We start from the raw sequence: 12,894 nt of genomic DNA on the forward strand, positions 1-12,894 counted from the left end.
AACAAACTCATTCGTGGCCATTCGTGCTTTTTTATTTGTGGTCATTCGTGGTAGATCAATTGTGGCGGATCATTGAAAATGTTCCTTGTAGATATCCTGCGCCTTTTCATAGTCGTCGATCTGCCCGATATCCAGCCAGTATTCGCTAATGGGGTAGTGGCTTATCTTCATACCCCGTGCCAGCATATCCTTTATGAGAGAGTCCATGCCATAATAGGTGTCTGCGGGTATTATATCCAGCAACTCCGGTTTGAATACATATATGCCTGCCAAGATGGTGGTCTTGATATTGGGTTTTTCTTCTATCCCGGTCACATAGTCGCCTTCAGTGAAGATGTTGCCAAACTGGAAAGGCGTCACAATTTCCTTCGTGCTGATGGTCAGCAGCGAATCGCGCTGACAGGCATAGCTAATCAGTTTGCTGTAATCAAGTTGCGTGAGGATGTCCCCGTTCATCACCAGAAATGGCTCTGTGAGCGCATCTTGTAGCAGCCTTACAGGGCCGGCAGTTCCCAGTGGCTTGATCTCCTTGCTGATGATGAGCCTAACCCCGTACTTGCTGCCGTCACCGAAGAAATTCTCAATGTAATCTGATTTGTAGTTCGTAGCCAGATAGATATCTTTGAAGCCATGCCTGCCAAGATGCTCGATCTGGATCTCCAATACAGCTTTTTCACCTATGGGCAGAAGTGGCTTGGGAATTACCTCAGTGAATGGCCTAAGCCGGCTACCCAACCCGCCTGAAAGAATCACTGCCTTCATATTCTCCCTCTATCTGGCATTTTCGATGGCATTACGCACATCCCTGATATTTCTGGCCCAGCTGAAATATTCAGCCAAAACCTCTCTTGAGGGAACCAGGATTTGGATCTTCCCCTCCAACACCTGACTAATTTTTATTGCCCAGCTATCATGATCAAGTGGATCGACGAATTCACCCGCCCCCTGGCTAGTGAGAAATTCGTACAAAGCTCCCGTGGGTATCAGCAGCACAGGGACGCCAGTCATTGTCGCTTTCAACGCGCTGGCTGATCCTGCCGAGTTAACCGGCAGATTTATGAACAGGTCAGCTGATTCAAAGTACTTGCGCAGGGTTTCGTCGTCCACAAAACCTACAAAATGGACCCTTTTGGCCATGCCAAGCCTGGCAGTGTACTCGTGCAGATACTGCTCGTATTCATTGAGGCCATGGCCGGTTATATAGCAACTGAAGCTGTATCTTTCTTTCAACTTGGATAATGCTTCGATAACCCTGTCCACCTGATACTCCGGAGACAATCTCTGCGAAAGCACGATTACAAAGCCAGCCTGCGGCAGGCCCAAATCCTTCCGGGCCGCCTTCTTACCTAATACAGGCTTCCAATAATCAAGGTCATAGCCCCACATGAAATAGAAGATCCGCAGGGCGGGATACAGCGCCTGAAAGGTGGCGAGGGCTTGGGGACTATCTTTCATTGTGAGTAGGTTTTTCACCCTGTACATCCATGCTGATTTAATGCGGTTGGCCATAAAAGTGCCAATGGCTTTCGTAATGCTTTTTCCACCGTAGCGAACAGGCAACATGAGGCTTGAATTCAGAAAGTTGTAATGCAATATCTTGCCAAGCTTTACCGCCGAATTGATTCGGCGCATCCAATGTGTATGCCGGGAGACGGGTAGCATGAAAACCGTGTCTGGGCTGTCTAGTTTCATTACAGATTGCAGAAGCTTATCCGAGTAGATTTCTTCCCGAAACTGCCCCAGTTTCATTCTTTTTATCATCACCGCGGGAAAATTGCTATGGCTGAAGTTATCTCCGAATTCGGCGCGATAAACCTTGTCCGCTCTCAGGTCTGGCTGCCAAACCTCACAGCGATAGTCGGGCGCATGGCTGGCCAAAGCCCTAAGCAGAATATCTCCCCAATCAAGCGCGGGAATTCCCACCCAACCTCCATTGGGGGTTGTCCAGTTGGGCCACGGCCTGGGCTTATCCCCCCATTCCTTGTAGGCGGGACTAAATGAGATAATAAATATAACTGATTTCATATTAGAGAGTCGTTGATGCTGTGTAGCAGCTATTACTTGGATGATCGTTGGTGTGACGGTTCATCTCTGGCATAATCCATATGTTCGCTTGGGTGTCCCATGATGAAAAAAATCGCATAAACTCCCGGTTCATCCATGTACCAGATTGTTTTCCTTACGAATTGAACAAGGTCCAATCACCGCCAATCATGTCTTTAGTCGATTTGATCACTTTTGCCGGTGTACCCCCTACCATGGAGTAGGGAGGCACATCATGTGCGACAACTGAATTAGGGGCAATGATCGAATGGTGGCCGATAGTTACCCCGGGATATATTGTGCAATGCACGCCAACATAAACACAATCTTCAATTGTGATCGGTTTTGTGGGCCTGTATCTTTCAGCATTTTCTTTGAGAGGAAGTCCGTTTATGCACATCAAGGCCGAGGAATGCGTCCAGAAATGGCTGTAACCAATGTGCACATTGTCCCCAATGCTTATGTTGTCGCTGAAGTCCAAAACCGCGAGGTGCCCCACAAACGACTCTTTGCCGATCACTATCCTGCCTTTGCCATGCCCAGTGATCACAACTCTTCCCTCTATTATCGAATTATCCCCAATACTTATCCTCTCCAGGATGGCTCCAGTGCCGATCTTCACGTTGTTTCCAATCTTCACGTCATATCTGGCCTTAACGTTGTCCCCTATCCTGCATCCCTTGCCGACAATGGAGTCTCTACTGATGAATACGTGGTTGCCGATATGATTGTTCTTTCTCAGTTTCCTGATCCTGACTTGATTGACCCAAGTTTGTGCGATCCTCTTCAAAAACTTATTCATCTCCAGCTTACCTCTCGAAGGACAGTCATCATATTATTAATAGGTGATTAACAGATTACCCTTTTTGCTTTCATTATCAGCTTTGCTCTTGATGCTGGATACTACCCGGGCGCAGTGATTTCTGAATATAGCAGGTTATCGAACACGAAAGCATGGATTACATGACATCATTTTTCAGTTGAAAATTTCTCTGGCCAGGCCCTTGCCAAAGATCTGATGCGCAATGATCCCAAGGTTGAAATTGCCCTCAATCACATAGGCTCCCCCTTCCAGCAAGGCAATGTCCCAGCCGATGAATTTGAGTTCGTGGAAAGCTATGGCGGTGCGCTTGACGAGATCTCGTGCTTCATCCCAACGTTTAATCCTAACCCCCCCAAATTTGGTGTTGGTACCGGGGATTTCTGTGTGATCGACCATATCGTAGGGAATTCTGCCAAATTGCCCCAATATCCCGGTTTCAACATCCACTTCCACCATCATGCCGCCTTGGCTTACATTATCAACCGGTTTTCCCCGGGCTCCTATCTTGAGCATTGCCGCGATAATCTCCACGCCGCCATCCTGATATTTGGACAGGACCCTAAATGTGTTCAGACAGCTCGGATTCAACGCTGCCAACTGGCCATCCTGCACCAAGCCTTCCTGAAGGATAAGTTGCTTGTTCTTGAATGATCCCGAAATGAATCCCGCAGAAAGAACAGCGGATCCTTCATGGAAAAGACCGTCTTCCCCCCGGTTAAAAGAGTGGATCCCCACTCCCTCGGAACCAAGGCTGTCTTTGAGAAACAACCTGTTGTGTCTTACTCCCGCTATCATCTCGTCTACCTGATCGTGCTTCAGAACTTGGTTCGAGAGGTCAAAAAATGTGCTTTTTGAGAACTTGAGGTAAACCTTAGGGTGCTTTATTCCGTACACTTGGCAAAGGTCGGCAAAAAGAGCCTTGTCTTCAGTTAAATACTTGTATTGTGAGTATTTCATTATCTCTTTGTCGAAAGCGGACTGGGGAATATAAGTCTTCATTTCACCAACAGGCATAGTGCATGATTTCAAGAACATGGAGTATTCAAAGTAGGTATAGGGAAACTCTTCCCAGTGCCGAGCCACAGCCCAAGCTTCCCTGATTTGGGTAAGCAACCCCTTCCTGCCCTTGGTTCTTCGGTAATGCCTTAGGCAATGATAGACAGGAGAATGTACGTACATGCCATTGGGCAAGCCTTTCAATATTATTCTCAATCTTATGCAGATTTTGTATATCGTACGTAAGGTTTGTTTCATTATGTTACCCCCTGTACCAAGAATTCAGCATCATTGTTTGTAAAGCCGAAAACCAACATCGGTCCCGTTCTAAGTCCATCAGGTCTCTTTGTAGCCAGAAATCATTTTCCATTTCTCATCTCGTCGTTTATATAGCCAAACGTTTTCTTAAGCTTAAACATATCTGTAAGCATCAGCCAGTGTTCTTTCCTGAGCAATCCGGTAAGGACTAGCACTGCATAAACAGCAATAAGGAAGACTGGAGCAAAAGCCACCCACCACAACGGCGTGATGTTTTTGATTTGTGTCGTGGCAAAGTATCCGGCACCAGCGGCGATAAGTATAACCATGTGCCGAAAGTAGTTCTTGGGGTCCAGCTTTACTTCACCCAGCCGTTTGGCGAAAAAAATGGATAGTAGGTTGACGGCCACATTGATCACCAAGAGGTTCAGGGCCACACCGGTCGCTCCCAGATTCAGATATTTGGGCGATACGAAAACGGTGACGGAAACTAAAAAGATCGCGAGTTTGATCACATTTATGGCGGCAGCCAGATTGAACTTGCCCATCCCGCTCAGGATGTTCCCGTAAGGCATTCCCCAAAGCAAGAAATAGGTGGAGAAAAGCAAAAGGATGAAGGGGGTTATGCTGGGCTGGTACTTTGAACCCAGCACCAGTATCAGGAACTCCCCGCCCACGAGTCCAACCGCGCAGACCAGGGGCAGCACAAAGAGCACGATGATCTCCTGATATTTGCGTATGTTGTTGTTTACTCCCGCCCAGTCGCCTTTGGCTATCATCGAGGAAAACAGAGGAAAGAAGATCATGCCCACCGGTCCGGCTATAAGCATGAACATCCCGCCGATGGAATTGGCGGCGGAGAAGTAGCCCAGCTGTTCGGTGCTGGTGAAATGAGCCAGCATCAACTTGTCCGCAAAATGCGTTACCGACGTGATCACAACTATAATGAGCATGGGCAGCGACATCCGGTAATACTCCTTGGCCAGCACGGGGTTATATTTACCGATGGGGTATTCCCTAAGCAAACGGTAGATGAAAGGTATCACCAAAATGCTTAGCAACAGATTCCAGGCAGACATGGCTATAGCCGCCCCCCCCAGCAGCACGATGACCACCCTGCCAATATGGTACATGATGCCCCGGATGAAGCTTGGGATGTTAGCCTTGGCCTGTTGCAGTTTTGCCGTGTAGATGGTCTGCGAATAACCCTCATATTTGTGGATAACGTTAAAGAGCAGGGTGAGGATGATCACCACCTGCACTTCCCGGCTTTCAAACTGGTAATGCAGCAGGTACTTTTGGATCAGGAACCAGCCCAGCACTGCCACGAAGTACACAATGCCGGTCACTATTGAGATCCGTGTGATCACTGCCATGCATTCCTCGTGGTCCCGGCCTTCGGAGGCCAATTTGATATGAGGAGAGCCGAAGATGCCATTGATAAAGCCAAATATGCCCGTATAGGCCGTAGCGAAGGTGATGGTTCCCATCACAGTGGGGCCTGCCAGCCTGGCTACCACAATGCCTCCCAGAGTTGCCACCAGGTGAAGGAGAAAATTTGACCCGAACTGGACCAGGAACCTTTGTTTTAACATCCGTTATCTACTATCTTTAGATTTTCTTGCCCTGAACCGTGTAAGGAATCAAGGCCACGTTGATTATCGAAAATAAAAACGCCCAGATCAGGTACTTGGAGACCGAGGTCAGGGTTAGGCTCCAGAGTATGGTGGACGTGGAGTGAACCACAAAAAAACCGATCAAGGCCAGGATAAACACCCAATGGGCATTGTCCCCCACGCCCATAAGGCTGTTACTTCTTCCCCTTTGCCATGTTTTTGCCAGGATGGCAAGAAAGGCAAAGCTTAGCAGGATAAAACCCAACACACCTAGGTTGAGCAGATTGGTCTGGTTGCCCACGTGAGGGTCCATGTACTGCATGAATGTGTTGGAAAAGGCCCAGCCGATCACCGGGCTTTCCCTCCACATACTCATTACCCTGGGGCCACGGTATGTGACCCTGCTCAGCGTACCACCCGCCGATATGTCTCCCTCGGCAAATTCTTGCAGAGTTAGCATCCTCCCGAATGCCAGGGAGCTTTGAGAAAAAACCAGAGGGAAAGCACCGCCGATTAACACGATCAGTAGGCTAACAATAACGACCACCCTCACCATCTGTTTAAGAAAACCAAAGCCGCGCATGAAGAAAAATGAGGCCAGGACCAGCACCAAAAATAGTATCCAGCCCCTGGTGGCAGACAGGAATATGCTCAGGCCCGATACGAAAGAGCCGGTAACCAGCAAATTCGGTGAGATCGTGGTCACTCTCCTGAACAGCAAGCAGATGCTCACCACCAATGTAACGCTCATGATCGACGAAGAAAACAGGACCCGGCCCAAACTCTCTTCAGAAGCGTCAATTGCCCTGAAGCGGCTGATGCCGGAAAGAATGTTGTGGAAGTAGTTGCCCGTTACATAGGTGTGGATGATCAGCATAAAACCGATCAGCACCACGGGCAGCAACAGCCTGAACAGCCTGTCCAAGTCTTCTGGTTGGGTGATGATCCTGGCGGCCACCAAAGGCCAAAGCCAGTTAAAAACGAAGCGGAAAGCCCTTACCATGTTGGCGGCAGATATTCCCATGGCCAGTGAAATGGCGAAATAAAACACTCCCAAGCCGATCAACAGCCAAACTTCCCGCCCGAACAGGAAAGCTCTTTCGCGGCGTTTCCTGCTATTCTTGACCAACAGCGTCAGCAACAACAGATCGCTGTAAGACAAGGTGATCCCAGGTATTATACCATAACCCGGTATTCCGTAAATATCTGATTGGTACAAGCCAGTGAATAAGCGCCCTGGGGCATCGCTGATCATGAAGAACCACACCAGCCAGAGCAGGTCGTCTTTGCCATTGTAAATATTGGCCAGCAGGAGCAAGAAAACGCCCTGTACCACAACTGTCGGCAAACCAAGCCGGGGAAAGCCATAAACAACCAAAATGGTACCCAGGAACGCCAGGATCATTTTCAGGCTGTCCCGGTTCACGCAAACACTCCCGGCTCACTTTTATTGGGGTTGTTCCGGCAAAGGAATATGTTCATTTGCACAATCTCCGGGCGAAATGGGCCAGCCTGAAAGGCAACTTCCTTATGCTGTAGCTGTAGAACTTCTTGGTTTCTCTGGAAAAACTCAGCTTCATGCGGAGGAGATGGGGCAGCCGGTCCGGGTGGATGGCCCCCAAATCCAGGTAAGCGCAGCCAAGGTTCTTTGCCCACCTGATCTGGTCCCAGATCAGCAGCTCATTCTGATACAGGTTGTTGGGTATGCCGATCTTCCTTCCGGCGGCCCAGCCAATGGCGTAATTGCTGTTGGCCAGGGCAATGCCGGTGCTGATATATTCCCCTTGATAGCGTACAGCCGTGCACACAGCCCTGCCCAGGGCATGGTAGTGGGAAAAAACCCCCTTGTAAAAGGCTTCGTCTCTGATCTTAAGCCCAGCCTTGCGCTTCAGGTCGGTGCCAAGGGCAGTAAAAACGCCGAAGTCTCCTGGATCCAAAGAGACCGCTTCCAGGCCCAGCTTCAGCGCGCGCCGGATCTTCTGTTTCTGGCTGTGTTTCAAACTGTTGAAAATTTCTTCCTCCGTCTGGCCCTCAAGGCCGACAAGCACGGTTTCATGTGACTTCGCTCCCAGTTTTTCCCAGGCAGTTTTTACTGCCTGCTGTAAAGCTATGTTGGAGACTATGCTCAGGCTTTCCAAAGCATGGGTGCGGGTTTTGGCCAGAAGGCCTTCCAGGGAAACCGCGTTTTCATCGAAAACCCAGCCCCCGTAAGGCATTTCATTAGCTGACAGATTGGAATACGATCTGGTGATCCATCCTTCTCTGAAGGAATGGCAGGGACAGCAGCCGACCAATTCTGCATCCTGATAGGCCAGGTAGTAGCTGAGGTCGCTGCCGAAAGCTGCGGATGCCATGCGGTTGAGGGCTACCTCGTGAAAAACGGTGCCGCCGCAATCATTGCACAAAATATCAATATTGGCTGCCAGGTCCGCATCTATTTTGCCAAGGCTTAATCTGACTATAGTTGGATACTGCTCAATCACCCGATAAAGCCCCTATCTTCAATTCGAAAACGATACTGGTTTGTAAATGTTCACGCATCCTCACTGTTAAAAAATTCACCCAACTGCAGATCGATCTCTTCCGGGAGTCCGTAATTCCCATGCCCCGGAGTGAATGTCAGCTCTCCAAAGACAAATTTTTTGTTCACGAAATAGAAATCAACCCTCACATAATCAAAATCTGCTGATAGTTTTTCGCTGTATTCGAGCAACTTTCGCAAAGGCAGTTCCGGATTCAGCGGCACGTTCCTGTCCGCCTTGCCCCGCAGAAAGTCGATATCCATCCAATTGCCTTGGGTATCATAGGTGTTATAAACCATCTGGGAGTATCTTCCTGTGACCATATGCATGAATCCCGGTTTCCCATTGAAGCAGTAAACCTTATAGTCCGTTAGCTCTCCGCTGGTGTCTTCAAGATACTTCTCGCAGATGATGCGGGGTTTGATATCCCTGTAAACCCTTTCTCGCTGGCAATAGTAGAAATTGCTCTTGAGCCAGAAGTTTACTCTGGCCTTAAGCTCCTTGTGGTCTATCGCGCTTTTATCCCTGCAGATGTAGTTCCAGGCGGCACCATGGGTGGCTTTGAGCGCAAATCTCTGGGGCAGCCTGTTCAGGGATTCACGAAATCCCTTGTAGCTGTCATAAACTCCGTAGATCTCGTTCAGGATCTCCGGCCCCGCCTTTTCTTCCACATATTTCCGAACTTCATACTTGTCGGCACATTGCACTTTCAAAGCGGGCGGCGGGGTCATCAGGATCTTAACCACGTGTTCAGAGTACTTGCGGGGTTCCTTAAGGTTTGGTTTGACGCCGTGTCTGTTTAGGTAATACTGTTCCACAAATTTCTCATCCGGGATCAGAATCTTATTTGCCAGCCTCTTGTACCTCACATACCTGTAAAAAAGAGAAGGATTGCTCTTTTTCATTGCTGCCAGACTTTGCCTGATACTCATCTTCACCTCAGCAATTCCGGAGGATAATCACCTGTGTCCGGTGTTTTATGTGCAAGCCATCTGTGAAATCCATTCAAACCCATGTATCTGCTTTTTATCACTCTAGAGTCAATCCCTCTGCCCAGCATGCTTTTCAAGGCTGCCTTGCCAAGAGCGTATAATGTCTCAAGATAATAACCCGCAAAGTCAAGTTTGCCTAAATGCCGGTAACGAAGGATCAGGCGGGATTTAATGTCAAAATACTCCCGGACCGGATTGCTGTTTCTTCCCCCTATCGAGAGGCTGCCCATATGCCAGAGTTTTGCCTTGGGCGAGAAAAACAGTTTGAATCCCTTCCTGAGCGCCCGCAAAGCGTAATCCGCCTGCTCGTCGTTGAACCAGAAACAATCGCAGTAATAACCCACACTCTTGAATACTTTGATGTGCAGCAGCCAGAACACATCGTCTATCATATCCACTTCCCGGTCTTCCGGGGGCAACCCGGGATCCCGCACGTTGCGGTGCAAAGGCTTGTAGGTGAGCCTGCGGCGGTTCACGCAGATGGAGCCTGTCTGTTGGATCAGCTCTGGTTGATAATAATCATACACCACGCCGGTGACTATGCATTTGTTCGCGTGTCTTTGGGAGGCAAGCACAAGTTCTGAGATGGCGGAAGGATCGAGCACCGTGTCGTTGTTCATCACCAAGACATACTCCGGTGAGAGTTCCTCCGCTTGCTTCAACCCCCGGTTGATGCCTCCCACATAGCCATAATTTTTATCCAGCTCAAGCAGCTTCACCCCATCAGGCAGTCCCTCCCGCAGCAACCCGGGTTCCTCTGCTCGGGATCCGTTGTCCACCACCAACAGGGACAGGTTGGAATAATCAGACTTGAGGACTGAATCGACGCATTGCAGGGTTTCTTTGGCAGTATTCCAGTTGACTGTGACCACTACCACCAAGGGCTGTTCGATCACGTGTAAAACTCCCTGATCGTGTTTGTGATCAAATCAAATTCATCTGCTTGCAGATCCGGGTAGAGAGGCAGGGTCACCAGTTCCATCCAGATCGCCTCACTCAACGGGAGTTCTCTGTACCAGGGTTTGTACATATCATACAAATGGTTGGGATAATAATGCACTCCGGTCGTGATGCCTTTATCCATCAGGCTGGCCCGCAGTTCATCGCGTCTGGGAACTTTGATCACGAAATTGTGGCAGGCGGGGAACATGTAGTCCTTCACGGGAGGCACTTGGATAGCCGGGATGTCCCTGAAAGCTCCACGATATCTTTCGGACCAGTATCTGCGCCTATCGTTCATCCATTCCAGTTTTTCCAGCTGGGCCAGGCCAATGGCGGCTGTGATGTCGTTCATGTGGTATTTGAAACCGGCTTCGGTGACATCGTAGAACCAGTCGTAGCTGTTACCCGCCCCGCGGTCGAAAGTATCTTTGGAGATGCCCACCCAGCGCAGTTTTTTGATCCGTACTGCCCATTCATTGTTGTTTGTGCAGAGCATACCGCCATCGCCGGTGGCCAGATTTTTCACCGCTTGGAAGCTGAAAGAACCGAAGTCACCAATCGAGCCCAGCATCCTGCCCTTGTATTTGCCGCCGCAGGCGTGGGCGCAATCTTCGATCACCGCCAGTTTATTCTCTTTGGCCAGCTCCATGATGGGATCCATGTCGCAGGCGTAGCCTCCGTAATGAACCACAATGATGGCTTTGGTCCGCGGGGTGATGAGTTTGGCGATCTCTTCCGCGGTAACGTTCAGGTTACCTGGTTCCACGTCGCAGAAGACCGGAATGCCTCCGTTGTAGAGAATGGCATGGTTGGTGGAGACAAAAGTCATGGCAGGCGTGATCACCTCAGAGTCCTTGACGTCTATGCACATCAGGGCAAGGTGCAGGGCCGCGGTGGCGGAATTCAGTCCCAGGGCGTGTTCTGTTCCTATGTACCCTGAAAACTTGCGTTCAAACTCTGCTGTTTTAGGGCCCATGCCCCACCAACCCGAATCAATTACCTCTTTCAGGTATTTCATTTCAAGTTCATTATGATATGGACGGTAAACGGGTATCATCAATCTTCCTTTGTAGCAAAAATCTGTTCCCAATTTGGTAATCCGGCATCCTTGGGCGATACCGTCACTTTCTCCGCAGGGATCTGCCAATCAATGGAGAGGCGGGGATCGTCATAGCGCAAACCCGCGTCAGCGGTTGGCTCATAATATTTGTTACACTTGTACTCAACGATTGCTTCCATGCTGAGAACCGCGAATCCGTGAGCGAAACCGGCCGGCAGGAAGAATTGACGCTGCTCCCGACCATCCAACTCCACGCTTGCATGCCGGCCAAAGCTGTTAGATCCTGCCCTTAGATCCACCGCCACATCCAGTATCCTACCCCATACGCAGCGCACCAGCTTGGCCTGGGCGTGCGGAATCCTTTGGTAATGCAGGCCGCGGATGGTGCCGTAGCTGGAAAAGGACATGTTATCCTGAACGAAATCCACTCCCAGGATCTCTTTGTAACTTGCCGCGCGAAATGTTTCCAGGAAAAAACCCCTCCCATCCCTGTAGATATCAGGAGTGATCAATATCAATCCGGGGATCTCAAGCTTTTGTAATTTCAAACGGCATCCCTCTGGTGGAGCTATTATGCCAATTCCCTCTGGATCCCAGATCAAGTCCGGGATGACGATCCGCTCGGAAACTCAGTTTGTTACCTGTCATCCCGGGCTTGACCCGGGATCCAGAACCTCAATGTCATCCCGGCGAAGGCCGGGATCCAGTTCATTTTTGTTTCAAAAATCCAAACCATCATCTATTGTACTGCGACACCAGTTCCGGACTTGCCAGAATGGTCTCCAGATAGGAACGGTAGTCACACCGGGGTAGCGATTCTATAAGTCGGTTGAATCCCTCCTTGCCAACAAAGCCCATCATGTAGGCCACCTCTTCCACGCAGCCCACTTTCAGGCCCTGGCGTTTTTCGATGGCGCCAATGAATTGGGATACTTCCAGCAGAGCCTGAGGTGTGCCGGTATCCAACCAGGCCATACCCCGTCCCATGATCTGCACGTCCAGGTCTCCGCGCTCCAGATAGACCCGGTTCAGGTCGGTGATCTCCAGTTCGCCCCGGGTTGAGGGTTCCAGCTTGCAGGCAATTTGTGCCACCTCATTGTTATAGACGTACAGACCCACCACCGCGTAGTTGGATTTTGGCATCGCCGGCTTTTCCTCCAGGGAAACGGCTTTTCCCATCTGGTCAAACTCAACCACCCCGTAGCGCTGGGGATCGTTTACGTAATAACCAAACACGGTAGCTCCCCGGTTCGATCTAAGAGCTTCGCGCAGAAAGTCCAGATTACCGTAAAAGATGTTGTCGCCGAGGATCAGGGTAACATCATCTTTTCCGATGAACTCTTTTCCCAGAATGAAGGCTTCGGCTATCCCTTTTGGCCCGGGTTGCAACTTGTAGCTGATCTTCAGCCCCAGATGCGAGCCGTCCCCGAACAGCTTTTGGTAAAAGGGTATGGTCTCCGCGTTGCTGATGATCATGATCTCCAGGATCCCTGCCAGCATCAGGGTGGAAAGCGGATAGTAGATCATGGGCTTGTCGTAGATCATCACCAGTTGCTTGCTGTAGCAAAGCGAAGTTGGATACATGCGGGAGCCGGCCCCGCCGGCCAGGATGATACCTTTCATTATTGGTCCCTGTTTAATC

Annotated in this window: 12 protein-coding genes; all 12 read right to left on the reverse strand. The window is 49.9% G+C overall.

Going from position 1 to position 12,894, the window contains the following annotated elements; all coding sequences use genetic code 11:
• Positions 1 to 69: 69 nt before the first annotated feature.
• Positions 70 to 762, reverse strand: a complete 693-nt coding sequence (locus tag LHW45_00250; GenBank protein ID MCB5284016.1) for an NTP transferase domain-containing protein — start codon at positions 760 to 762, stop codon at positions 70 to 72.
• A gap of 9 nt (positions 763 to 771) precedes the next feature.
• Positions 772 to 1,923 (reverse strand): glycosyltransferase, encoded by a 1,152-nt coding sequence (locus tag LHW45_00255; GenBank protein MCB5284017.1) that lies wholly within the window; start codon positions 1,921 to 1,923, stop codon positions 772 to 774.
• Positions 1,924 to 2,179: 256 nt separating this feature from the next.
• Positions 2,180 to 2,845, reverse strand: a complete 666-nt coding sequence (locus tag LHW45_00260) for a hypothetical protein (GenBank protein ID MCB5284018.1) — start codon at positions 2,843 to 2,845, stop codon at positions 2,180 to 2,182.
• A gap of 174 nt (positions 2,846 to 3,019) precedes the next feature.
• On the reverse strand, positions 3,020 to 3,979 hold the full coding sequence (locus LHW45_00265) for a hypothetical protein (protein ID MCB5284019.1): 960 nt from the start codon (positions 3,977 to 3,979) through the stop codon (positions 3,020 to 3,022).
• A gap of 242 nt (positions 3,980 to 4,221) precedes the next feature.
• Positions 4,222 to 5,640 (reverse strand): oligosaccharide flippase family protein, encoded by a 1,419-nt coding sequence (locus LHW45_00270; protein ID MCB5284020.1) that lies wholly within the window; start codon positions 5,638 to 5,640, stop codon positions 4,222 to 4,224.
• Positions 5,641 to 5,731: 91 nt separating this feature from the next.
• Positions 5,732 to 7,162: a hypothetical protein gene (locus LHW45_00275; protein ID MCB5284021.1), complete on the reverse strand. Its 1,431-nt coding sequence runs from the start codon at positions 7,160 to 7,162 to the stop codon at positions 5,732 to 5,734.
• Between the two features lie 52 nt (positions 7,163 to 7,214).
• Positions 7,215 to 8,090: a GNAT family N-acetyltransferase gene (locus LHW45_00280; protein ID MCB5284022.1), complete on the reverse strand. Its 876-nt coding sequence runs from the start codon at positions 8,088 to 8,090 to the stop codon at positions 7,215 to 7,217.
• A gap of 179 nt (positions 8,091 to 8,269) precedes the next feature.
• The gene (locus tag LHW45_00285) at positions 8,270 to 9,163 is read right to left on the reverse strand and encodes a hypothetical protein (GenBank protein MCB5284023.1); all 894 of its coding nucleotides are present in this window, start codon (positions 9,161 to 9,163) and stop codon (positions 8,270 to 8,272) included.
• A 29-nt stretch (positions 9,164 to 9,192) separates the two neighbouring features.
• Positions 9,193 to 10,146, reverse strand: coding sequence for a glycosyltransferase family 2 protein (locus LHW45_00290; GenBank protein MCB5284024.1), 954 nt, complete (start codon positions 10,144 to 10,146; stop codon positions 9,193 to 9,195).
• Complete coding sequence (locus LHW45_00295; GenBank protein ID MCB5284025.1) at positions 10,143 to 11,249, reverse strand: DegT/DnrJ/EryC1/StrS family aminotransferase; 1,107 nt, start codon at positions 11,247 to 11,249, stop codon at positions 10,143 to 10,145. Before LHW45_00295 ends, LHW45_00290 begins: the two co-directional genes overlap by 4 nt.
• Positions 11,249 to 11,800: a dTDP-4-dehydrorhamnose 3,5-epimerase gene (gene rfbC, locus LHW45_00300; GenBank protein ID MCB5284026.1), complete on the reverse strand. Its 552-nt coding sequence runs from the start codon at positions 11,798 to 11,800 to the stop codon at positions 11,249 to 11,251. Before rfbC ends, LHW45_00295 begins: the two co-directional genes overlap by 1 nt.
• A gap of 187 nt (positions 11,801 to 11,987) precedes the next feature.
• Positions 11,988 to 12,875: a glucose-1-phosphate thymidylyltransferase RfbA gene (gene rfbA, locus LHW45_00305; protein MCB5284027.1), complete on the reverse strand. Its 888-nt coding sequence runs from the start codon at positions 12,873 to 12,875 to the stop codon at positions 11,988 to 11,990.
• Between the last annotated feature and the right edge of the window lie 19 nt (positions 12,876 to 12,894).

The sequence above is a fragment of the Candidatus Cloacimonadota bacterium genome (genome assembly GCA_020532085.1).
Taxonomy (GTDB): Bacteria; Cloacimonadota; Cloacimonadia; order Cloacimonadales; family Cloacimonadaceae; genus Syntrophosphaera.

Bases quoted from the DNA above. Each gene is read 5' to 3' on its own strand.
- LHW45_00295 (MCB5284025.1), bottom strand. From the start codon at position 11,249: ATGATACCCGTTTACCGTCCATATCATAATGAACTTGAAATGAAATAC.
- LHW45_00280 (MCB5284022.1), bottom strand. From the start codon at position 8,090: ATGGCATCCGCAGCTTTCGGCAGCGACCTCAGCTACTACCTGGCCTAT.
- LHW45_00260 (MCB5284018.1), bottom strand. From the start codon at position 2,845: ATGAATAAGTTTTTGAAGAGGATCGCACAAACTTGGGTCAATCAAGTC.
- rfbA (MCB5284027.1), bottom strand. From the start codon at position 12,875: ATGAAAGGTATCATCCTGGCCGGCGGGGCCGGCTCCCGCATGTATCCA.
- LHW45_00285 (MCB5284023.1), bottom strand. From the start codon at position 9,163: ATGAAAAAGAGCAATCCTTCTCTTTTTTACAGGTATGTGAGGTACAAG.
- LHW45_00250 (MCB5284016.1), bottom strand. From the start codon at position 762: ATGAAGGCAGTGATTCTTTCAGGCGGGTTGGGTAGCCGGCTTAGGCCA.